Source organism: Mastigocoleus testarum BC008 (assembly GCF_001456025.1).
Lineage (GTDB): Bacteria > Cyanobacteriota > Cyanobacteriia > Cyanobacteriales > Nostocaceae > Mastigocoleus > Mastigocoleus testarum.
This window is the reverse complement of sequence record NZ_LMTZ01000090.1, coordinates 1-23737: the sequence shown is the minus strand read 5'-3', so window position 1 is coordinate 23737 and position 23737 is coordinate 1. Positions and strand designations below refer to the sequence as shown.

The 23737-nt window shown below is 37.9% G+C and carries 13 protein-coding genes; 7 read left to right on the top strand and 6 right to left on the bottom strand.

Features of this window, described 5'->3' with window-relative positions:
• Positions 1-63 precede the first annotated feature (63 nt).
• On the bottom strand, positions 64-3135 hold the full coding sequence (gene ppc / locus BC008_RS17280; protein ID WP_027845991.1) for a phosphoenolpyruvate carboxylase: 3072 nt from the start codon (positions 3133-3135) through the stop codon (positions 64-66).
• A gap of 249 nt (positions 3136-3384) precedes the next feature.
• Positions 3385-3612 carry a hypothetical protein gene (locus tag BC008_RS17275; protein WP_027845992.1) on the bottom strand — a complete coding sequence of 76 codons (228 nt, stop codon included), beginning with the start codon at positions 3610-3612 and terminating at the stop codon, positions 3385-3387.
• Positions 3613-3829: 217 nt separating this feature from the next.
• On the opposite strand from BC008_RS17275, the gene BC008_RS17270 reads away from it, so the two are divergent.
• The 3 genes from BC008_RS17270 (at position 3830) to BC008_RS17260 (ending at position 9626) form a co-directional block, all read left to right on the top strand.
• Entirely contained in the window at positions 3830-6754 is a 2925-nt protein-coding gene (locus BC008_RS17270; RefSeq protein WP_027845993.1) for a hypothetical protein, read from the top strand.
• A 236-nt stretch (positions 6755-6990) separates the two neighbouring features.
• Positions 6991-8493, top strand: coding sequence for an MBOAT family O-acyltransferase (locus tag BC008_RS17265; RefSeq protein WP_027844252.1), 1503 nt, complete (start codon positions 6991-6993; stop codon positions 8491-8493).
• Between the two features lie 833 nt (positions 8494-9326).
• On the top strand, positions 9327-9626 hold the full coding sequence (locus BC008_RS17260) for a hypothetical protein (protein WP_153009606.1): 300 nt from the start codon (positions 9327-9329) through the stop codon (positions 9624-9626).
• A gap of 118 nt (positions 9627-9744) precedes the next feature.
• Here the strand turns inward: BC008_RS17260 and priA are convergent, their stop codons facing one another.
• A complete protein-coding gene (gene priA, locus BC008_RS17255; RefSeq protein WP_027844251.1) occupies positions 9745-12429 on the bottom strand; it encodes a primosomal protein N' in 2685 nt (894 codons plus the stop codon).
• Positions 12430-13259: 830 nt separating this feature from the next.
• On the opposite strand from priA, the gene BC008_RS17250 reads away from it, so the two are divergent.
• The 4 genes from BC008_RS17250 (at position 13260) to BC008_RS17235 (ending at position 16894) form a co-directional block, all read left to right on the top strand.
• A complete protein-coding gene (locus tag BC008_RS17250; RefSeq protein WP_027844250.1) occupies positions 13260-14426 on the top strand; it encodes an RpoD/SigA family RNA polymerase sigma factor in 1167 nt (388 codons plus the stop codon).
• A gap of 326 nt (positions 14427-14752) precedes the next feature.
• A complete protein-coding gene (locus BC008_RS17245) occupies positions 14753-15262 on the top strand; it encodes a GNAT family N-acetyltransferase (protein WP_027844249.1) in 510 nt (169 codons plus the stop codon).
• A gap of 209 nt (positions 15263-15471) precedes the next feature.
• On the top strand, positions 15472-15807 hold the full coding sequence (gene petJ, locus BC008_RS17240) for a cytochrome c6 PetJ (protein ID WP_027844248.1): 336 nt from the start codon (positions 15472-15474) through the stop codon (positions 15805-15807).
• A 142-nt stretch (positions 15808-15949) separates the two neighbouring features.
• Positions 15950-16894, top strand: a complete 945-nt coding sequence (locus BC008_RS17235) for a tetratricopeptide repeat protein (protein ID WP_036266176.1) — start codon at positions 15950-15952, stop codon at positions 16892-16894.
• A 173-nt stretch (positions 16895-17067) separates the two neighbouring features.
• Here the strand turns inward: BC008_RS17235 and BC008_RS17230 are convergent, their stop codons facing one another.
• The 3 genes from BC008_RS17230 to BC008_RS17220 all read right to left on the bottom strand — a co-directional run bounded on the left by BC008_RS17230 (position 17068) and on the right by BC008_RS17220 (position 23622).
• On the bottom strand, positions 17068-18303 hold the full coding sequence (locus BC008_RS17230; protein ID WP_027844246.1) for a PEP-CTERM sorting domain-containing protein: 1236 nt from the start codon (positions 18301-18303) through the stop codon (positions 17068-17070).
• 861 nt (positions 18304-19164) lie between these two features.
• Complete coding sequence (locus BC008_RS17225; RefSeq protein WP_027844245.1) at positions 19165-19743, bottom strand: PEP-CTERM sorting domain-containing protein; 579 nt, start codon at positions 19741-19743, stop codon at positions 19165-19167.
• 195 nt (positions 19744-19938) lie between these two features.
• Positions 19939-23622: a tandem-95 repeat protein gene (locus tag BC008_RS17220; protein WP_058183757.1), complete on the bottom strand. Its 3684-nt coding sequence runs from the start codon at positions 23620-23622 to the stop codon at positions 19939-19941.
• Between the last annotated feature and the right edge of the window lie 115 nt (positions 23623-23737).

Sequence of the window (23737 nt, the reverse complement as noted above, 5' to 3'; positions counted from 1 at the left end):
CAATCCCTAGTCCCTATATGCCGCAAGGCGGCACGCAGTGCTATGCCCAGTCGAACCCCCCGCTCAACCAGTATTTCTCATACCAGCAGCGATACCATTAATGGTTAATAATGCTCCGCGCAGTAGTTCGCCCTTACTGTAACGGGAGTCAATTACACCAGAAGTGTAACTACTGTTCCGTGACTGACGCAGGCGTTTGAGTAAGGATACCTGAATAAAGCCTAAGGGAACAATAGTACCGTTACGCAATTGTACCGAACGTTGCAATACTGGATCGCCGTCAAGTAATGTTTCATGTCCGGTAATTTGTAACACTAGATCCCTTGTAAGATGAAATTCTCTGAGGATTTGTTCAAATACCTTATCAAATCGAGCTTTGTTTTCAGTCTTAGATAGTTCTTCTACGTAATGACGCGCCATTTGAATGTCAACTTTCGCCAAGGTCATTTCTGCTTTAGAAATTACCATCTTGAAGAAAGGCCATTTCATATAAAAATACCTGAGTAATTCCATGTTTTCCTCAGGTGCTTCATCCAAGAATGCTTTTAATGCTGTGCCGATACCATACCATGCAGGTAGTAAGAACCTGGTTTGCGTCCAGCTAAAGACCCAAGGGATTGCTCGCAGACTGCTCAAACCTTTATTACCAGAAGGACGACGGGCGGGACGAGAACTAATTTGTAATTGACTAATTTCCTCAATTGGAGTTACTTCGTGGAAAAAGTCAATAAAATCCGGTTGTTCATAAATCAAAGAACGATAGTGAGACCGCGATCGCGCTGCTAATTCTTCCATAATTTGGTTCCACGGCTCGATGTCGTCAAAACCGGTACGCAATAAACTGGCTTGAACGACTGCGGTGGTAATGGTTTCTAGGTTATACAGCGCTAAATCTTGTAAGGAGTATTTGGATGCTAAAACTTCTCCTTGCTCGGTAATTTTAATTCGCCCGTTAATACTGTGACCGGGTTGTGCCAAAATCGCTTCGTAGGCTGGACCGCCACCTCGTCCCACAGAACCGCCCCGTCCGTGGAAAATTCGCAGATCAATACCATATTCCTCGGCAATGGATTGCAGCGATTTTTGGGCTTTATGGATCTCCCAATTACTACTGAGAAAACCGGAGTCTTTATTACTGTCGGAATACCCCAACATTACTTCTTGTAAATTTGGGGTTAATCCATAGGATATTGGCGTATGGTCTTGTTTATTATCTGTTTGTAACTTCTTAAAAGCCACATAACCACCTGCAAGTAAGGCGCGGTAAAGTGGTAGTTCGAATAATTCCCGCATTACTGTACAGGAACGTTGTAAATCTTCCACCGTTTCAAATAACGGTACTACCTGAATGCTACCGATTGCCGTTCCGGGGTCATAAAGTCCGGCTTCTTTTGCCAATAATAATACCTCTAAAACATCACTCACTTCACGACACATACTGATAATGTAGGTTTGGCAAATATTTTCACCAAACTCCTGTTGCAGCGATCGCACCAAACGCATGGTTTGAATGATGTCGTTGGTTTTCTCTGAAAATGGCAGTTCTCCAGGAATTAAAGGACGACGAGTTCTCAGTTCTTCGATCAACCAATTTACTCTTTCAGTTTCCGAAAGTTCGTTGTATGGTCGTTCCAGACATCCTAAATATTCGCAAACTTCGTTGATGGTATCGGAGTGACGAGTTGATTCTTGACGAACATCCAATTTGGTCAAATTAAAGCCGAAAATTTCAGCTTGACAAATTAGATTGTCTAACTCCTGACAACTTAAACCTGTTTCGGCTAAATTCCGTTGAATTAAAAGCAATTCTGCCAAAAATTCCGCTCCTGAATTGTAAACCGGAGTTTGGTCGTCTTTGAGCGTTTCTCTTTGTCTGACAGCAACATTACGAATGCGAGTGTTTTCTAAGCGTTTGAGAACATAGGCTAACTTGAGGCGATAAGGTTCTTGGCGATATTTTAGCGCTAATTCTTCGTAAACTTGGCTCAGTTGAGATTGCTCTAATTCCAGAGATTCCAGCAAATCTGGAAGGACATCACTCCAATGTAGCGATACACTTAACAACTCAATCAGGTTTCTTACAGAATCGATATACTTGGATAAAACCATCTCGCGTTGGTAGCAAGCAGTTTGCCAAGTAATTTCTGGAGTTACAGATGGGTTTCCATCTCGATCAGAACCTACCCAAGAACCAAAGGTACAAAAATTCTTTCTTGGTGGTTTTAACCAAGGAAAGGTACCCCTCAAAGCATATTGTAATCTTTGGTATAACCCAGGAATGCTCTCAAATAAAACTTCTTGGAAGTAATGCAGTGCGTACTCAACTTCATCTAATACCGATGGTTTGAATTGACGTAACTCGTCTGTACGCCACCACAAACGAATTTCTTCCAATAGCTTATCTCGTAATTCTGATACCTCCCAGGGATATACCCCAGCGACTCGACCTGCATAACGTTTTTCAACAATGTCTAACTGTTGTAGCAATTGGACAACTCGTCGCTGTTTATTGCGGATGGTCGGGCGAACGATTTCTGTGGGATGAGCAGTAAATACCAAGCGCACATCTAGTTGATTAATTAACCTTTGGATGTGACCGGGGGGAACATTAAGTTGAAATAGTTGGGGAAATAATGAAGCAAAAGTTCCGGTTTGCTTCTTGTTTGGCTTTGCGGACCAACTTTTAGTTAGTAAGTCCGAACCCACTCCACTATTAACGGGAGAATTGTCATTGCGATCGCTAGAAGGAGATATTATATTTGGCAAAGTTTCTGCGATCGTTGTTTCTGGTTCTGACTCATAACGAGTTAGTTGCTGTCTTTGCTCGTAGTCCTGTTCTATGATGTTAATCAGCTGAAAATAGAGAGCAAAAGCACGCGCAGCCCTAATTGCTTCGTTGATCCCCAACTGTTCTATCAGTTTAGAGACCCTACTTGCTTGACCATCAATTGCTTGTCCCTCAGGCGAACACAAATCTCGGAGTTGTTTCAAAAGGTCTACCATCTTTTGTCCGCATTCTTCTCGTAACACGGACTCCCATAATTCCTCAACTATTTGGAGTCGATGGCGTAAAAATAAGTCAGATGATGGGTCAATGTGTACATCCCGCTCAGAAGAGTGTAAAAGATAACTCATTCCTCTGTTGTAGTAAAGGCAATTACTGTTGAAAATGTCTGAACTCGCAAGCCAAGGTTATGCAGAAGACCACAAAACCTTGATCACACTAAATTATTTTCGCTAAGTATGTTTTGCGAAAAATATTTTTCATAAGTGTGTTTGTGCGAAGTATATTTTTGCGAAGTTATGATTTGCAAAGTATGTAGATTTTGCAAAGTATGTTTTTGGCAAATTATATTTTGTGAAGTGTATTTGCTTCCTCACAACTCATTTTCCTGTTTGCTCGGGAAAGTCCAGAATTGGGAGGCGTTCGCCCCTGAATAATTCTTCACTTGCTTCTCCCATAGCTTCCATCGTTTGAATAGCAGCTTCTTGTGCCACGAGAGCAGCAAGCATGGAAGCTGTGCCAATTTGTAAAACAAGAGACTGGGGAATGGTAAATATACCAAAGTCCAATCCAACATTTGTAGAGGGGTCGATGGGAACAGAAGGCATAATGACGGTACCTAGCTAGACATTTTTTGGGTTAAGTAAAATCCGAATTTCATAATTCGCTCTGCTTGCAGACGAATAAAACTTTCTTTATTGATTATGCAAGCGATCAAGAGAACAAAAGTGTTAAAAAACTTGAGAGTGTGATAAATCTATGGTTCTAGTTTACAAGTCCCGCGCACAATCCCCCAATATTAACCTTCTGTAAAGTTAACCACCCATGAACACAGTATCACTAGATAGACAAAAAGCATTGGCGCAGTGGGTTAGCCAAGCAACAGGTATTAACTCTGTCGGGGTGAAAATCCGCTTGCGGGGAAATGACCTTCATATTCTTTGTGAAGCGCCTATTTGTCCTCCACGGTGGAAAACCTTATCAGATCTACTCCGAGCTTTGCAGCAAACCGATTTGGAAGCACTTAAGAGTAACGATCAGCCAGCAGTTTACCAAGTTTTTGTCTATGGTCGTCACAAGGAAGAACAACGACCCCAATGGTGTCATCGAGTATTTTTAAATCAGCTTGATAAACACATTGAAGAAGTAGAACGGGCGCTCCTAAATCACAAAAAAAATTCACCAGTATCGAGCGGAGCCATAATTATTTCCAATGAGAGTTTGGCGCGTAAGGGAGACCCTGCGGCAATTGCTCGTTATTTAAGCGAAACCTTAAGTACTTTAGGAGTTGCTGTTAAAGTCAAGGTAAAAAAACAAAGAACTACCGAAAAAGAGGCAGCAAACAAGCAGCGTTTATGGATATTTTGTCAATCACATTATACCCCCGACCCATCATTAATTGCAGAACCAGTAGCTCAAAAACTGCGTAATTTAAATTTATCCAACTACCAAGATGCTGTAATTGCTTCTGGAGTTGTGGGAGAAAAGAACCATGATTGGTTATTACGCATTGATTTAACTCCCCCAGAGGTAATGCTCAAGGAATGGGCGCGTTGGGGGGATATAGAAGCAATTTCGCGTTTGGCAAAAATTTGGTTAAATAAGGAAATTTCGGTTCAAGCTTCTGTTAAAGAATCAACTTTACATATTTTTTGTACCCCTAGGGATCCATCTTCAAGCCAAATTCCCGATAAAGATTTCTGTTTAGAAGCAATTATTCCCCAATTAGAAATTCTCGCACCCCAAGGAATTTCAGCGGCTACGATCTACGGACAAAAAACTGTTAAGTGCGAACCAACTTGGATTGATTGGATATCTCTTCCTGCAGCGGATCATCAAGCTTTAAATATTTCTGTTTTAAAATTAGCAAAATCTGGTGATGAATCAGCGCTACTATTTTTGCTCGAACGCTTGTTAAACCCCGATCTGGACAACCGTCTAGCAACGGGAGGTATTCGGGTGATGCTGTTGCGTAAAGAAGATTTACTGCACGTAATGTGTGATGCACCGATTTGTCCCACCCGTAAAAAAATTGCCAACACAGTAATTGAATTTATTCATAAGTTGCAGGTTCAAGGTGTAACGGGAGCGCGGATATACGGTCGCCGTGCGGGTAACAAAAAACCATTTTGGCAATTTGGAATTGATTTTCAGCCCCGTCAGAGTACAGTACCAGAAGCGCCTCCGGAATTTGCCGCAACTTCTAGTTTTGTCCAAGACTTATTACCATCCCCAGATAGCGAACCAATTCTACGTCCCGATTTAAGCATCGAAGAAGTTCAAACTTTTATTGGTACGCAAACCCAAAAATGGGGCACAACATTCCGAAAGTTTTTATTGTCAACTCAACTGTTCATTGAAAAAGACTCTGCTCCTCAAACAAGTACAGATACTCAAAAGGTATTATTAGCAGGGATCTGGGGTGCTATTGGGATTTTACTGAGCCTGCAGTTGGATTGGGCACTAGGGAAAGCAATCGCGGATTACAGTCAAGCCCAACAATCGAAGGTGTCTGCGAATAGATATGAATTGGTAGAAGAAAGTGCTATTGCAGCTAATCCAATCAAAGGTAAAACAAATTCAAGTAATAGTGACGCTTTTAACCACAATGGATTTACTCAAGCAGGGAAAAAAATAGCTGAAGAACAAAAAAAAGCAAATTCAACAGCAATTCTTTTGGCTGCACGATCGCAAATACCAACATTTAATTCTCGCCAGTTGGACGAGCAATTGGCACTTTACAAGCAGCGTTTAGCAAAAAGTGGTCCCCCAGATGTATTAATTGTTGGTTCTTCTCGGGCTCTCAGAGGTGTAGACCCGGTCGCCTTATCTAAAGCTTTAGCATCTGAAGGTTATCAAGACCTTGATGTATTTAATTTTGGAATTAATGGAGCTACAGTCCAGATAATAGAATTACTCGTAGTTCATGTGCTTAAAGCATCAGAATTACCAAAAATTATTATTTGGGCTGATGGAGTACGTGCGTTTAATAGTGGTAGACCAGACCAAACCTTTGAAACAATTGCAGCATCTGAGGGCTATCAACAGGTTATTCAGGCTAGCGAAGAGAATAGTAAAAATTCCCAAACATCCCAAATATTAGGACAAGAGCTAGATCAGAAAAATCCAAGTGACAATCAAAACATATATCAGGCATTCAATAAACGCTTAAATAGAAGCATTGCAGCATTGTCTGCGACCTATCCTCAAAGGGAACAATTTAAAGGATTGTTGAATCAACAACTCAAAAAAATACCAGCAATTAGTAATTTTTCAAAACATCCAGGAAATTATCCAGAGCAAGATACTAAAATCCCAGCAGTTGATTTTGATGGCTTTTTGGCTTTATCAGTTCGTTTCAAGCCAGAAACTTACTATCAAAATCACCCCAAGGTTACTGGTAGCTATGACAGGGACTACAATAATTTTCGGCTAATGGGAGAACAAGATATCGCTTTGCAAAGAATGTTGAAATATACTGCTTTACGTAAGGTACCTGTGGTATTTATTAACATGCCTTTAACTACTGATTACTTAGACCCTATACGTAGTAAATATGAAGAGGATTTTCGACAATATATTTCAAATATATCAAAAGTAAACAATAATTTTATTTTTCGAGATTTAACGGAACTTTGGCCAGAGAAAAACGATTACTTCTCCGATCCCTCTCACCTGAACCGTTATGGTGCTTATAAAGTTTCCAAAAAGCTTGCAGTAGACCCGATGATTCCTTGGCCAAGAAAATAACTTGTAATATCAGCGAATATACTTGTTAAGAAGTCAGGAGTCAGGAGTCAGGAGTCAGGAGTCAGGAGTCAGGAGTCAGGAGTAATGAAATAGCAATTACCAATTACCAATTACCATATGACGCTTACGCGTCACACCTTGCTAACACTACGCTAGCAGTGCGGGCGCATACCCATTACCAATTACCCATTCCCAATGAAAACAAAATCTCGAAATCTTAATTTAATAATTAAAACATGAATTTTATTTCAGGTATATACGGTCTGTTCTTGTTGAGCATACTGGGTATTTACTGGTCTGTAACACAACAGAAATGGCAGACATGGATTTTATTAGTTGCAAGTTTAGTATTTTATGCATCTTTGCAACCATATTATATTCCACTACTTCTTACACTCATTTTTATTAATTTCCGCCTAGGAAAAGCAATTGGTTATAACACTTCTCCGGGAGAACATTCCTTAGATTGGCGTATCTCTAACGAGCAATGGCAAATAGCCCATTCTGATTGGAATCGTCGTCGTATTAGATTGCTTTGGTTTGGAATCGGCGTTAATATTTTGTTGCTTTATGGTTCTAAATATGTACCGGCAATTCTGAATTTTCTTCAATCAAATAATGCCATTGCAACAAATTTTTCTAGTTTTAAATCTATTGCACCTCTGGGATTTTCATTTTTTATTTTTGAATGTATTGCCTATTTAGTTGATGTTTATCGTGGAGCCCCCGCAACAGAAGAGTTAATTAATTTTGCATCTTATAAATTCTTTTTCGCTAAATTAATTTCTGGACCAATTACTCCTTATCACAATTTTATTTCTCAGTTTAAAAACTTAGAGTCTCCTACCCCTGAAACTGTTGCTGAAGGTTTATGGTTGATTGCTAGAGGAATTGTTAAAAAAGGTATATTTGCAGATAATCTAGCTATTTACGTCGATTTGTGCTTTGGTAATATTCCCAGGGCTGGCAGTATAGATTTATGGTTGGCGATGCTTGCCTATGGTTTGCAACTATATTTAGATTTTAGTGGCTACGTAGATATGGCTCGTGGTAGCGCTTTATTATTTGGCTTAAATTTGCCCAAAAACTTTGATGCTCCTTATCTCAGTACCAGCATTGCTAACTTTTGGCGACGTTGGCATATGACTCTCGGTAGCTGGTTACGTAATTATCTATACTTTCCATTGGGTGGTTCGCGTCAGGGTTTAACGCGTACTTGTATCAACTTGATGATTGTTATGGTTATCGCTGGAATTTGGCATGGCGCTGCATTAGGTTTTGTTGTGTGGGGTACTTATCACGGTTTAGCCTTAGTAGTTCATCGTCTCACTGATAGTGTAAGCAATCGCATATCTTTGCTAAGAATATTTTGGCAGCATCCCATAGGTGTATTCTTTGCTTGGTTATTAACCCAGTTGATGGTATTTACTGCTTGGATTTGGTTCCGTTTACCAAACCTACAAGATTCCCTACTCGTATTTCAGCGACTTTGGGGTCATTCTGCTGATGTTCAATTTTTGCAGAAAGTCTACCTCGAAGCTTTAAGTATGACCCAATATCAATTTATTTACTTACTAGCAATTTTAGCTATTGTGATGGTTTTGGTTTATATTTTAAACCGATATTTAACACTGCAAATTAACTGGCCTTTAAAATTATTATTCGTACCTTTATGTCTGTGGAGTGCTTGGATTTTAGCACCCCAAGGTGCCCTACCTTATATCTATTTTGATTTTTGAATTTTTTTGAATCTTGTTTTTTATTTTTATTTCTGATTTGTGATTTTTGCATCTTGAGTAATAGCTCTAACTGAAATCAGAGGTTTCTCATTTTGCCTAGATTGAGTCAAATTTTTTATTAATTCGTCAAATAAAATCATTTTCAGTGATTTAATTGGCATTTAAGTATTAATACGGTGGATAGTTACTCGGATAAGGCATAAATTTTGATTGGTAACAAAGGTAATTACTTGCAAGAAAATAGGTGCTTTTTGGGGTAATTACAATTAGCGTTCGTGCTTAGATTTGCGTAGGTAACGGATAAAGTTCGTTGCTATTTAGGGTGCATCTTCTGAAAGGGAATTAAGTGAAGCGGTAAAGAGTCAACAGATATTTTTGTTGACTCGATTTTTTCTTTACTATTAAGTACTGTTACTGTAATTTATAACTATCAAAAAAAATAATCCTTAAGATAATATATGTAATTATTAGTGTAGAGTTATATCCCCTTAAAGGATACTGGTAATTATCGTTATATTTTTAAAAATAATGAACGACCCCGGCGGCGTATAGACGTTTCTAATTTCCCCAATCGTTGTACTTTAAAGCTTTTGATACGTATTACCGTGGATGCAATTTGATACTAATTGAATCTTAAGCTATTGATTAATTGATGTAATTTATTTGATAACTCTTATTTATTTATGGGGAAAGCGAACTATTAGGTTTGTATATACTATGGTTGATGGAGTGAATATAATTTCGATTTAAGTATTTGAAAAATTTTAAATCTATCTGTGAACCGCCAAGAAAGCTTGATAGGCTACAAACAAACCCAAAGTGAGGAGAAATTAATGGACGCACCAACACAAGCAGAAGGCTATTCCAAGCCCAGCAGACCTAGTAGACCCAGTAGACCTACTAAAAGAGAGCCCAGGAAGCCAAAATTCCAGCCCATGAAATTTGTGGACTGTAACACCGATAAACCGCGAATTTTCACCCAATGCTACAAATGTGACGTACCACTTTTAATTCAAACTCACCACGATGGTAGCGAACCAATAGAACACAGGGTACAATGCCCCAGTTGTAACCACACAGCATTTATTGCTATGACTCCTAAAGTTGACCAAGTAATAGTACTACAGGGTTGAGATATAGCTTGCTGTACCTCACTTGCTAGATGCAGAGGTACAGGTATTAAATATGACTTATTTTCAACCTAAAAACATCTGTAGGGGCGTAGCATGCTATGTCCCCACTGTTAACAGGCTACATCATGTTCAAAGGATCGACATCAATTGTTAAACTTACTATCTGGGGACACAGTTGACGAATTTCTTCCCAGTTAGGTAACTGAGGTAAAGCATCAGGAGCAAATTTAATTAAAATCTGCCAGCGAAAACGATTTGCAACCCGTAAAACATTTGCTGGTGCTGGACCTAATACATCAAATCCACTTCCAGATTTTAAAACTGCAGCGATCGCTTGGGCGGTTTTTTGTACTTGAATCTCTTCAGGACTACTCAAGCGCAATAAAATTAAGCGTCCGTAGGGTGGATAATTAAGTACTTGACGTTGCTCTAATTCAGTATTGGTAAAAGATTGATAATCATGGTTTTGTACGGCTTCAATTACCTGGTGGTCCGGATTATAGGTTTGAATAATTACTTGACCGGGATCTTCACCCCTACCCGCACGTCCTGCAACTTGAGTTAAAGTTTGAAATGCCCGTTCGCTAGCTCGATAGTCAGATAAGTGTAACAGACCATCGGCAGCCACAACACCCACCAAGGTAACTTGCGGTAAATCTAAACCTTTAGTTAACATTTGAGTCCCGATCAACAATTCTGCTTCGCCGTTAGCAAACTTACTCAAAAGCTGGCGATGTGCCCCTTTTCTCCTGGTAGTATCGCTATCGAAACGAATAAACCGTAGTTCAGGAAATTGTCTAGATAATTCCTGTGCAACTTTTTGGGTTCCGCTACCAAAAAATTTTAAGTAGGGAGAACCGCATTCAGGACAATTAGGAGGATGAGCACAGCCATAATTACAGTAATGACAGCGTAATAGTTTTTGTGCACCTGGTTCGGTATGGTGATAAGACAAGGACACATCGCAGTTAGGACAATCTAAAACATATCCACAACTACGACAAGAAACAAATGTGCTGTGTCCCCGACGATGAATGAATAAAATTCCCTGTTGGCGTTTTTCTTGTAAATTTAGTAACGCAGCCTTGAGAGGTTTACTAAAGATAGATCTGTTTCCCTGTTGCAGTTCCAAACGCATATCCACTATTTTGATTGGCGGTAGGGGACGGGAATAAACGCGTTTGGGCAAACTTAGGTAATGAGTCTTATTATTGCCTTGCTTCCAATCTCCTTGCTCCCCAATTGCACTAATCAAACTTTCCAAGGAAGGAGTTGCAGAACCTAAAACTAAAGGAAAACCCTCCAATTCTGCACGCCATTGAGCAACAACGCGAGCATGGTAAGTCGGAGCGGGACTATCTTGTTTAAATGACGAATCATGTTCTTCATCTAAAATTATTAAACCCAAATTAGGTAAAGGTGCAAACACTGCACTCCGGGTTCCAATTACTACACTAGGCTCACCAGTTAACATCTGTCGCCAAGTGTCATAACGCTCACCTTCAGATAAAGCGCTGTGATAAACAAAAACTTTATTTCCAAAACGAGCGCGAAAGCGATCGGTTAGTTGGGGAGTAAGTCCAATTTCTGGAACCAAAACCAAAGCCGATTTACCTTCTACTAACAAAGGTGCGATCGCCTGTAAATAGACTTCTGTTTTTCCCGAACCTGTCACCCCATGCAAAAGTACTTTTGCATAACCATTCAGTTCTTGAATGGTTGCTAATGCTGTTGATTGTGCAGGCGTCAGAGATTTTACTTGTTCTCCGGTTAAATCTTCTCCTGTTTGAGGAGAATGCTCTGTTCTTAGTCTTTCTCGCTCTTCAATTAGAATACAGCCCTTCTGGGCTAATTTTTTCAGGGTAGAGGTACTGGTGTGACAAGCCTGCAATAGTTCAGTTTGCCATAACTCACCCCCACGTCGGCGCAAAACAGCCAAAATTTCTTGCTGACGGGAAGTCAACTCATTTTCTGACAGATCGTTAATCAGTATTACCGCTTTTTGTAACTTTGGGCGAGCCAGTCGCGGTGGTTCCAGATAACTTTCGACTAAGCCACGTCTAATCAACTCCTTCACTCCACGAGATGCTCCCCTTACCTGACGTTGTAAATACACAAAACTGTAATCTCCTGCAGTTTGTGCTTGTAAAAGTTGCAAAATTTTCTGTGCTGGTAGGGATAAAAATGGAAGAATATCAGATAATAACAACTCTTGTTCGTTGGAGTTAGAACTATCTAAATGAGAATTTTCCGTTTTCTGTTCCCAGCTAACTTGTTTTGGATTGATTCTTTCTAAATTAACCCGTTTTTGGTTTATTGTTTCTGGATTTATTATTTCTAGATTAACTTGTTCCAGATCAACTTTTTTTTGTTTTCTAATTAACCTAATTCTTCGTTGCGATCGCCCCAGCAAACCAGGGGGTAAAGAAACACGAATGACCTGAATTAAAGGAGTATAGTAGTATGCTGCAACTCGGTTTAAAAGCTGCCAATAAAATTTTGGAAAAAAACCAACGCTGACAATATCTTCAATATTCCGAATTTTTTCTTTTGGTAAATCTATATTCGGCATAAAAAGCAAGCGAACGGCGATACCTCCAACTATTTGCGTTCCAAATGGGACGCTAAGAATATCTCCTGCTTTTACCTGCAAATGTGACGGCAATCTATAAGTAAATATTCCCATTGCCCCAGGACAGTCAACTAATACTTCAACCCATTCATTCTTTCCTCGATCTATTTTGTAATCTTCACTATTTTGGGCAACAACCTTTGAGGACAAAGTAGTATCTTGAATATACATAGTTTCTGAATTATATGAATAGATATTTTTCTGATATTTATTTGTCAAAATCAATATTTTTCATTAAACTGTAGCTGTTTACTTTATCTCTCAAAATTTGTATTTACCAATACTTTCATGAGACATAATACTTGATAAATTTCATTTTATGTAATCCATAGAACAAATAGGGAATCAAGATAAATTGGTATCGTTGTGAAAGAGTTACTAGATAACAAAAAGATTGGATAATAACTCGCTAATTTTATATCGTTTATACTCCTGTTGATAGATATTCAGCCTCAAAAGGATATGCGATGATTTCACCTGTATTAGTTTAGAGAAAATACTCTGCTAAACATTCAAAATTTTTATTAGAGCAAAACAGCACAAACCATTACGCAATCAAGTTGTTTACCCCTGACATGGTGAATAATTTCATGAATATCAACAAATAAGCATAAAAATCAACATATTTCCTGATTGTTGAGAAACTTGAGCGAATTTATTCATATTTATTAGTTGGCAAAAGAAATATAAGGAGGTTTAACATATTCAACTATCTCCATTTATTGAATAAGAATTTGCAATAAATATTGTAGTTGTCTAAATAATCAAAACTTCAAACTCAGTCAAAGTTCTTGTATCTTTATGTAACAAATGATTTGAATAACTCCTTGGTAGCTCAAACTCATAAAGCAAAGAAATAAAGCGGGATAATAGACATAAAATCATATCCCAAAGAATGATAAATTAATAGCATCTGCTGTTTTTGCTATCAACAAAGGCGCATGTGTCTTTTAGGGAAAAAATAACCGATGTAGAGAACCATTAGCGGCTGTAATTAAATTATGTATCAGATAAAGCAACGATCCCTAAAGGAAAATAGCAATTCTGAATTAGAAAGCGTAGAAATCATGAAAAATGCTGCTGAGAGTCAAGAAAAGGTTTTCAATAATTTAGAGACAGTAGCAGAAGAAGATTTTGTCATTACTGAAAATCTTGAAGCAGAAGTACGTAATGCAGATGAAATGGGAGCGGCACGTGCTTCTGGATATAATAAGACCGATAATGATGATGCTGTCGGAGCTTTTTTTAAAGAAATGGCGCGTTATCCCCTACTTAAAGCTGATGAAGAAGTAGAGTTAGCGCGAAGGGTTCAATTTTTAGAAGAATTTAGAAATGCACAAGCTTCATTGCAAGAAGAATTAGGTAATCAACCTAGTAGAGAAAAAGTTGCTGCTCGGTTAGAAATGAGTGGGAAACAACTAGAAAATCGCCTATATCAAGGTCGAGTAGCTAAACGTAAAATGATTCGTTCAAATTTGCGTTTGGTTGTATCTATTGCGAAAAGATATTTAAACCGAGGAGTACCATTTCTCGATTTAATTCAAGAAGGAGCAATGGGATTAAATCGCGCAACAGAGAAGTTTGACCCAGATAAAGGTTATAAGTTTTCTACCTATGCTTATTGGTGGATTAGACAAGCAATTACCCGAGCGATCGCTAATGATGCTCGTACTATTCGTTTACCAATTCATATTGTTGAAAAACTCAATAAACTTAAAAAAGCTCAACGAGAACTCAAGCAACAATTAGGTCGCAATCCCACGGAGGTGGAGATGGCAGAATGTTTAGATATTCCTGCTCCACAACTGCGACAATTACAACAATTAAGACGTCAAGCACTTTCTTTAAACCATCGTGTTGGTAAAGAAGAAGATACGGAACTGATGGATTTATTGGAAGACGAAGATAACCAATCTCCAGAAGCAAAAATGAATGAAGGAATGATGCGTCAGGAGATTTGGGAGGTATTGAGTGACGTACTAACACCAAGAGAGAAAGATGTTATTTCTTTACGCTATGGTTTAACAACTAGCGAACCTTGCACCCTGGAGGAAGTAGGAAACATCTTTAATTTATCCCGGGAAAGAGTACGTCAGATTCAAAGTAAAGCCATGCGCAAATTACGTCGTCCCCACATTGCTAAACGCCTAAAGGGTTGGCTGATATAGCGCTACGCGCAAGTCATTAGCATGGCGTTTCCGTAGGACATAACAGAACGCGCCGATTGCGACCAAAAGCTTACAAGTTATAACTTTTGGAATTTACAAATGTCCTAAACTTATTACGTACTGCGATATGATGCAGTTCTAGTTTGAAGATATTTCATTGGAATATATTTAGCTTGAAGCTAGAAGATATTTATCCTGGAAGATGGAAGATATTTTTTAGCTATAAGCTGGAATTTCTGAAATGTATTCAGCTTGAAGGTGGTTGACTGTAGAGCAAAATTTATGAACTAATAGCCAATAGCTCTATCTTAACGAATAATTAACAAATGGCTCTGCAGAGTAAATTTAGCTTGCGATTAGCTCAAGCAGAAGATTGTGATGCGCTATTTAATTTGATAAAGGCGTTAGCTGAATATGAAAAACTACCTAATGCTGTTAGTGGCAATGTAAATCTTCTTAGACAGCATCTGTTTGCAGAACCTCAGTATATTGAGGCAATAGTAGCAGAAAGTCTCAGCGATATTGTAGGGTTTGCCTTATTTTTTCACAATTATTCAACATTTCTGACTAAGCCAGGAATTTACCTAGAAGACTTGTTTGTTTTACCTGATTACCGACGTCAGGGGATTGGTAAAGCACTTCTTATTAAGCTAGCGCAAATAGCCTTAAAACGGGACTGTGGGCGTTTAGAATGGAGCGTTTTAGATTGGAATGAACCTGCCCAAAAATTTTATCGTGCCATGGGAGCATCAATTCTCGATGATTGGCGAATCTGTAGAGTTACCGGAGAAAAACTAACTAAATTAGCTGACAATCATTTATCAGTTAATAGTTAGCAATTGACAATTAACAGTCAATATTTACTTTTATCGGCATCATTCATTAAGTTCTGAGTTCATAAAAATTAACAAAAAACGGGGCATTAAGGACAAAAATTAACAAAACGATAAGTATGACGAATTGTCATTTGACGACTGCTGTTTCGTTTTTGAGAATTGAAAGGGACATTTAACCGAGTCATCCTTTTAGGCAGAGGAAACACTGAATGAAAAAAGTTCTTTCTATTTTGATCGCGGGTATAGCGATTTTAAGTTTTGCATTTTGTCCTCCAGCTTTGGCGGGTGATGCTGCAAGTGGAGCAAAAATTTTCGCAGCTAACTGCAACGCTTGTCATATGGGCGGTAATAATGTAGTTAACGGTGCTAAAACATTAAAATCGGATGCCTTGGAGAAATATGGTATGAACTCTATTGAAAAAATCACATACCAAGTAAACAACGGTAAAAATGCAATGCCAGCATTTAAAGGTCGCTTGACCCCTCAACAAATCGAAGATGTAGCGACCTACGTCTTGGATAAATCAGCTAAAGGCTGGAGCTAAGACTAAATAATCGTTATTTCCTAAAATTGTAGAGTGGGCAAGTAACCTGCTCTACAATTTATTTTAGTGTAAAACCGTAGTGTAAAAAAATACATTAGAATAAGTATTCTAGTTAATATTCCAGTCTCAACAACTTAAACATATGCTTAATCGCTGCTACGGCTTGATTTTAGATTTGTTGATTTTAAGTGTGTTGGTTGTTTGCTTGTGTTTGGGTATTTTTCTCAGCTTTCCAAACTCTTCATTAGCGGTCTCAGATGAGAGAACGAAAGCAGATAATTTATTTGGGTTAGGTATCGAGTATATACAAAGAGGTGATTATCGGGGAGCAATCGATAATTTTCTTAAGGTTACTAAGTTAAAGGAAGATTTTGCACCAGCTTATAGCAATCTTTGTCTTGCTAACCTTCAAATAGAAAATTATCCAACTGCAATTCAAGACTGTACTAAAGCTATAACCTTAAATCCTAAAAATACAGAGGCTTTGCTAAATCGCGGGTTAGCTCACTACCGAGAAGGAGATTTTGAAGCTGCGATCGCAGACGATAACAGGGCTATCAAAATTAAACCCTATGATTTTCGTGCTTACTATAATCGAGCTCTAGCAACTTCTGCTTTAGGCTATTATCAGATAGCAATTATTGATTATAACCGTGCTTTAAGTCAAGTTCCTCAGACCCTGAGTTCATCAATTGCAGAGATTTATAATGACCGAGGTTTAATGAATTTAGAGTTACAAAATACTCCTGCAGCATTGATTGATTTTTCTCTCGCAATTCGCCACAACGCAAATCACTACAAAGCTTATTTTAATAGGGGCTGTGTTTGTTCTAATAATGGCTATTTTCACAAAGCCATACAAGACTTTACAAATGTAATCGAACTACAGCCAAATGATGCAAATGCTTATGTTAATAGAGGTGTAGCTTACTATCATCTTGGCGAGCAACAAGCAGCGATCAAGAACTTGCAAATAGGTGCTGCATACTTTGCTAAACAAGGACAAGAGTTAGCTTTTGAACAAACTTTAGATTTAATCGATAATTTCGAGGAAGTATCTGAAGATGAATTTGCATATATTGCTTAGAGAATGTTTTTGATGCTCTCTACTCGAATCAATCAAAAAGGATAAATTCGATATTGCGCGTTCATTAAAAAAAGCGGTAGCGATTTATTGTTTCGCTACCGCTCATAGAAGTTTCGACCTCTGATATGCCTTTTTTAGGTTCAATACTTTTTGATTTGGAAAATCTCTAAAATTTAGTGTAGAGATTTAGAATTTTTTAGACTTGTAGATTTCTTGAGATTTGAAGTTAAACTTGATTGACCAGTTAGACCGAATGCACACACTACTAGCAAACCAAAGATTGTAGTTGGTTCGGGGACTGACTGAATTGGATTTTTTGAATATTTCACATCAACATTAATGTCTACTCGACCAAAACCAGGAGCAACAAGACTTAAAGAGTCGTCTTTATCATTTATCCCATCTGCTAACAAAGTAACGTTGAAAGTACGACTTTCACCTGCTGGAACATTAGGAAATATACGTGGTTGAGTGTTTGCAACATAACCAAAGTCATCACCAACGACATCGAGAGTAATATCTTTGAAAACATCGCTTAAGCCTAAATTAATTGCATTAATCAAGTTACTGCTGTCAGGACTTAATTCTACTACTGAACCAAACCCAAAATTATTTACTAGATTTTCATAATCGGAGCGTACATTTTTCGTGACTGCAAAAATAGGAATTATATTTGCATCTTCTAATTTTTGCTTAACTTGCTCAATTGCAGGATAATCTTCTCCGGTTCCTGGTTTATTTCCATCAAGAATAGCATCACCGTTGTTTGCAGGTACTGAAGGATGATCCCCTGCTTTATGAAACTGTGCATCAGTTGAGAGAACAACAACTTTAAATGCGTCTTCGCGGAAGCCAATTTCATTTTCACCGCGTACAGCAGCCTGCAACAACGCTTCTAGCTGTGACTCAGGAAAGTCACTCCCTCCTTTTGCAAAGAGATTATTAACAGTTGTTTGTAATTTTGTTACATCGCTAGTTAAACCAAGATCTGTTTTGTAGACAAAACTACTTGAACTTCCAAATGGACTGATAGGTTTGTCAATAAAAGAACCGACTCCAAATTGTGCATCTGAAACTGTACCTTTAACGGAATCAACTAGACTAGGTACTAAGTTTTGGATATTTTTTAAATCATCGACAAATGAACCAGAAACATCTTCTAGTAAAAATAAATCAAGCTTTATTGGCTTCGTGGGTATTTTTACTTGTATGTCTACAGAAAGAGGGTCATTTGCATCGAGATAAACATTATATGTATCTGGACTTACGGATGCATTTTTGGGGGCTGGAGTAATACTTTTGATTTTACTTTCAGCAAGAGCTTGTGACGGATTTAATATTCCAGTAAAGCTTACAGATAGTACTGTACCTAATAAGATTTTTGAAAAGTTTTTAATTAAACTATGCATATTAAAATCCAATAAATTAATTTATTATTTGTGGTCTTTTAAAATGTTTTTTTAATCTATTTCTATCTCGAAGGAGAAAGATTTACCCAACTCTGTAGAGTATCTAATTTTTTTATTTAGCTTATTTTATTTAGCTTGAAACAAAAATTGTATAAGGATACTTTGAGCTACATTATTGGGTAAAACCTAATATCGATTCTCAAGAACTTATAGAGAGCTTTGATTCAGTATTTTCTCTACTCGTAATAATCACGATAAGCGCGTTTTTTTTGAGGTGCCAGGATTTCTACGGACATTTACACAAACATTAAATTATAATTTTTAAACTAAATTTAGCTAATGTCTTTTACCATAATGATTTCACTACCAATTATTAATTTTTTTAGATATAAAATTTATAAAGTACGCGTTTGAATTCAAGTTATTTTTACGTAGGTGGAGTGACAAGCTTAAAATGGTGGTTCAGAAATATTCAGCTAGTTATTTAACAACGAGTTGGGTAAATAATAGATAGATTAGTTCTGGTAAGAATGGATATATGATTTGTGAAAAGATAAATCAATAAGAGACGTAGCATTGCTACGTCTCTACAAAGATATATTTTTTATGAAATGATTTACGATTGTGATATTACTAGGACTTATACACTCGTTACTAGTTTAGTTTTTAATGTTTTGAGATCAACCGCACAAGAAGGTGAATGCTATTTCCTTGCGTAAAAGCTGAGCCGTGCCTTAAGGTAAATGCTAACCTTGTTTGTGTTGCAATGACTGTAATTGCGTTATCCGTGCGTAAGTCTTGATTACATTGAATTTGCATAATTCCTAAATCAAAAACAGCATAGCAAATTTAGTCGCACTGTTATTTATTTGTTATTCTCACATTTTCCTTTTTAGATAAAGCAGCAACTCCCAGCGCAACTGCAGCACCCAAAATTGTCACGGGTTCGGGTACAGGTTGAGGTACATTATCTTGTTGTGCAAAGGTCACTGAACCAGCCCCACCATTTGCATTCGTGGGCGCATAGGTAAAGTATGATTCAGAAATATCAGTAAAGCCAGGAACAAAGGAAAAATTTAATTGAACGCTACCAGCAGTTGCATTATTAACATTAAAGCTTAATCCTGCTAGGTCATTACCAATAAAAGCGACTTCTGGTCCACCATAAACATCATTGGCTTTAGTAAAAGTACTACCGAGAAAATCAAATTCAAGGTTAGCAACAGGGATGTATTCTTGAAAGAAAAAATCGCCAGTTCCGCTCACCAATGATTCATCATAACTAAAAGAACCCTGAAATCTTTCCCCAGATAAAGCACCAGAATCGATTTCGCCTTCAAAGTTAAAATTAACAGCTTCAGCAGGACGTGCATCAACAATAGCAAGGCTAAGAACTAAGCTAGCAGTTGCAAGGGCAAATTTTTGTAAAGTATTTTTCACGATCTTTTCCTTAAACTTTGAATGTGTATAATTTTTGAGTTTTAAAAAATTTTGAGCTTGAAAATTTTTAAATTTGGAAATGTTGAATCTAAAAATCTTTTAATCTAAAGATTATTGATTTGAAGATTGTTGATTTGAAAAATAGCAGTCTTAAATGTGGAGCGATGGGGAAACCATCGCCTCAATTTCAGTTAATTAACCAAATATCAAACTATCAGGATTTTCATTGAGTTCTGCTACGGAAACATCCTGTAAAAATAGATATGGTCTGAAAGCTGCAGAACCATCTATTCCGTCTGCATCTATTTGTAAGGAAGTTCCTCTAGTTCCATAGGAAACGAGTTGGACATAACCATCATCAATTGCATTGGAACCGTTGAAACCGACACTCTGGAGAACACCTTTAAGATCAAGGACATCATTAAGCGCGTCAAAGTCAGCGATCGCATCACCTGCATCTACAATACTGGTGTAAACGATTTGGTCTTGACCTCCTCCGGTGGTAATTCTGTCTGCACCTTGGAAGCCAGTAATGATGTCATTACCATCTGTTCCCAATAAGGAGTCTCTACCTGCAGTACCATTAATGATATTGTCATCGTTGCTGGGATTTACGGTAATATCTACAGTGGCGTTGGTCGTATCAGTGCCATCACTGACAGTATATTCAAAACTAGCTAACCCACTGAAGTTGGGTTCTGGGGTAAATAAAACATTACCATCTGTATCCAGTTCTACACTACCATTGGTAGAATTGTCCACCTCGGTAATTGTTAAGGAGTCGCCATCAACATCACTGTCATTTTCTAATAACTGGCTGGAGAGGATGGTCAGAGGTTGATCTTGATTGGTTTCGGCTGTGTCATCTGTGGCTACAGGTAAGTCATTAACAGGATTGACCGTAATATCTACAGTGGCGTTGGTTGTATCAGTGCCATCACTGACAGTGTAGGTAAAACTATCATTACCGTTGAAGTTGACGTTGGGAGTATAAGTTATTGTATCATCAGTGGGGTCGGTTGGGGTGCCGTTATCGTTGATAGTTGCGCTACCGTTGCTCGGTGTTTCGGCGATGCTTGGGGTGAGGGGATTGCCGTCTGCATCGGTGTCATTGGCTAGTACGTCTATTTCTACTGCTGTATCTTCGTTGGTGGTAGCTAAGTCATTTACGGCTTGGGGTGAGGTATTGATAGATTCACTATTTACATTAACCGTAGCGGTACCAATAGTTGTAAAGTTAGCTAAATCAGTTGCAGTAATAGTAGCGGTTCTTGACCCAGCAGTTCCGGTGATATTTGTAAAAGTAGCTTGATATTGGTCAGCACTTACTTGAGTTGCTGTAACTGTTTCTCCGGAATCATCAACATCTCCATCACCATTAATATCAAAGGATATACCTACGGACTGAATATCAATATTATCAGTTGCTGTTACATCAATATCTATAAAATTACCAATTCTGATGTTAGCAGGTGCGGAAATTGTGGTGATTACAGGAACTTGGTTGTCTAAAGCATCAGGACCGAATATTTGTTCAATATCATCTATGGTTAATTCTTCTTCTGTTGAGTTCGCAGTAGTACCAGCTAAACTAAATATTCCATAACTATTGCCTAAAGTAGTGAAATAATCAGCAAAACCTAACTTTATATTTCTCCAGTCATCAAAAGGAGAACCATCGGAATAATCTCTGATTAGAGTTGGGGTAGTGGTAAAAGTATCTGGGTAAAGTTGATATAAATAATTCATGACACTTTTATAGCTACTTTTTTCCGCAGCGATAGTAGTATCTCCTTCTAGAAAAATAGGAGGAGTTGTCTTATTATCTTTGCCTCCATGACGTAAACCTAATGTATGACCAAGTTCGTGAATTAAGGTTTGTCCTTGTAAAAAACCAGCAGGTATCGCAATACTTTCAGGAAAAGAACCTATAAAATCTGTGACGTTACGTAAACCTTGTAAAGACACAATTAAATCGTTACCAGGGATCGAGCGAAAATCTCCACTATCTGGATCTATTTCTTGTAATTCAGCTATACCACTAGATCCATTTAAATCAGAATAGTCAGCAAATACGGCATAACGAAAAGCTAATTCCCTTGCTCTTTTGGTAGTTGTTCCAAAAAAGTTATCTTTGATATTCTCAAAAGAACGAGAAACTGCGAAACCGTCACCATTTTTATCTTCGGCTCCAGAAGCTGGAAAGTTTTCATCAAAGTAAACTAAGTCAATATGGTTTCTAGTACCCGCTTCTCTAATAAGATCACCACCTTCTAAAGATCCCGAACCCATATTTCGACTTAAACCAGTTCCTGCATCAATGTGAACTGTAATGTCTTGGTCTTTAAATACATCTACGACAAAATCTAGAGCTTGTGCTTGAGGTGAAAAGTCTCGACTAGTAGCTGCATCTGGAGCTAACCAGTCAATTTCCAAGAATAAATCTTTTTTATTCTTATCAGCCCCCATTGCTTTGAGGTCTAAATCTATTATCCCATCACGGTCAATATCAATTCCTTTTTCTTCCCAATGGTCGAGTAAACCATCCCCATCTGTATCAAGATGCTCTGCTTTGATAATCATCTCTCCATCATCTGTGTTAGCAAAAAACGCTATTTGATGACTATCAGGAGAAGAATTTGTGATTCCAACATTAGCTATGGGATCATAAACGGAAATGTCGTTAACAGTAGCACCATTAATTACATCATCTACTTGAACAACAGGAATAGCACTTGTCTGATTAAAATCAAATCCTTCACTTCCATCAAGTTTAGAATCAACCGTAACTTTAACTGTCCAAAGTGCTTTTTGATCTGAAAATAATAAGGATTTAGCTGTTATTGGATTGTTACGACTAGCTTGATTGGGTGTGCCGATAAAACTAACTACAAAAGTATCATCAAGAATACCAGTTCTGCCACTTTCAACATGAGAAACACCAATCCTACTATTGATGTCAAAAGATTCAAATTGAATAACAGGAATATCTCTAGTTTGAGTATTTAAATCTCCATATCCCAGTTGCAAGGGATTGCGAGAACTGTTCTCTCCTGCTATTGTAATTAGTTCGCGTCTAGAACCAGTATCTATACTCGCAAAGATTCCCGAACCATTACCGCGATCGCCAGCAAAGACTACAATCTGACCATCATCGCTAATTCCAGGACTTCGACCTATCTCACTATACTGACTAGAACCAGCGATTCCTTCAGCGTCATTAAAATCGTTATCATATAAAATAATTGGAGAATTATCTTCATTCCCTAATTTAACAATAACATTGCCATTATCAGCAATCATTGGTCTTAAAGTTACCGGATTTACTGGGAGCGATAACGTATTGAAATCATCGGTGGGGGGTTTCGGTGCAGTAACTAGTAAATCATCACCCAGACCGAAAGAAGCTCCTACAATGGGGTCAAAACTAAATTCTTCATCAAAAACAGGGAAAACGCTTTCACCAGAATTATTAACACTGGTAAGCGGTAATATTGAGAAATAATCAAAAGGATAGTTAAATCCAGATTGAGAGCCACCACCAGTAGCTATTGTTTCAAAAGTATTGATACTGTTACTCTCAAAAAGTCTTATTGCTGATATACCATTGCTTTGGGTCCAAGCAGCAACTACTTGACCAGCATTATTAATTTGTATCGCTGTCCCAAATCTGCGGCTAGAAAGAACTGAAGCGGGAGCAATATCGGTTAATGAGGAACCATCTCCTACAAAAACAGCATTTCCTCCAAAAACACTATCATCCAAGTCACCTGTGAAAGCAACTACACCTTCATCATTTATTGAAGTTCTATTACCTAAATCTTCTATACCTTCATCTCCTGTCTTGGCAATAATTTGGTATTGGTAAAAATTGCTCATTAAAATCTTATCTCCAAAACTTATACTATTTATAGCAACCGCCAGGTTAGCTAGGACGCTAAAGTCAAGACATGCTCCATGGCTTCTCGCAGTGTTCCAAAATTCTCGAGTTGTT

Excerpts from the sequence above, each read along its gene's own strand:
- ppc (WP_027845991.1), bottom strand. The coding sequence starts at position 3,135 with ATGAGTTATCTTTTACACTCTTCTGAGCGGGATGTACACATTGACCCA.
- BC008_RS17275 (WP_027845992.1), bottom strand. The coding sequence starts at position 3,612 with ATGCCTTCTGTTCCCATCGACCCCTCTACAAATGTTGGATTGGACTTT.
- BC008_RS17270 (WP_027845993.1), top strand. The coding sequence starts at position 3,830 with ATGAACACAGTATCACTAGATAGACAAAAAGCATTGGCGCAGTGGGTT.
- BC008_RS17265 (WP_027844252.1), top strand. The coding sequence starts at position 6,991 with ATGAATTTTATTTCAGGTATATACGGTCTGTTCTTGTTGAGCATACTG.
- BC008_RS17260 (WP_153009606.1), top strand. The coding sequence starts at position 9,327 with ATGGACGCACCAACACAAGCAGAAGGCTATTCCAAGCCCAGCAGACCT.
- priA (WP_027844251.1), bottom strand. The coding sequence starts at position 12,429 with ATGTATATTCAAGATACTACTTTGTCCTCAAAGGTTGTTGCCCAAAAT.
- BC008_RS17250 (WP_027844250.1), top strand. The coding sequence starts at position 13,260 with ATGTATCAGATAAAGCAACGATCCCTAAAGGAAAATAGCAATTCTGAA.
- BC008_RS17245 (WP_027844249.1), top strand. The coding sequence starts at position 14,753 with ATGGCTCTGCAGAGTAAATTTAGCTTGCGATTAGCTCAAGCAGAAGAT.
- petJ (WP_027844248.1), top strand. The coding sequence starts at position 15,472 with ATGAAAAAAGTTCTTTCTATTTTGATCGCGGGTATAGCGATTTTAAGT.
- BC008_RS17235 (WP_036266176.1), top strand. The coding sequence starts at position 15,950 with ATGCTTAATCGCTGCTACGGCTTGATTTTAGATTTGTTGATTTTAAGT.
- BC008_RS17230 (WP_027844246.1), bottom strand. The coding sequence starts at position 18,303 with ATGCATAGTTTAATTAAAAACTTTTCAAAAATCTTATTAGGTACAGTA.
- BC008_RS17220 (WP_058183757.1), bottom strand. The coding sequence starts at position 23,622 with ATGAGCAATTTTTACCAATACCAAATTATTGCCAAGACAGGAGATGAA.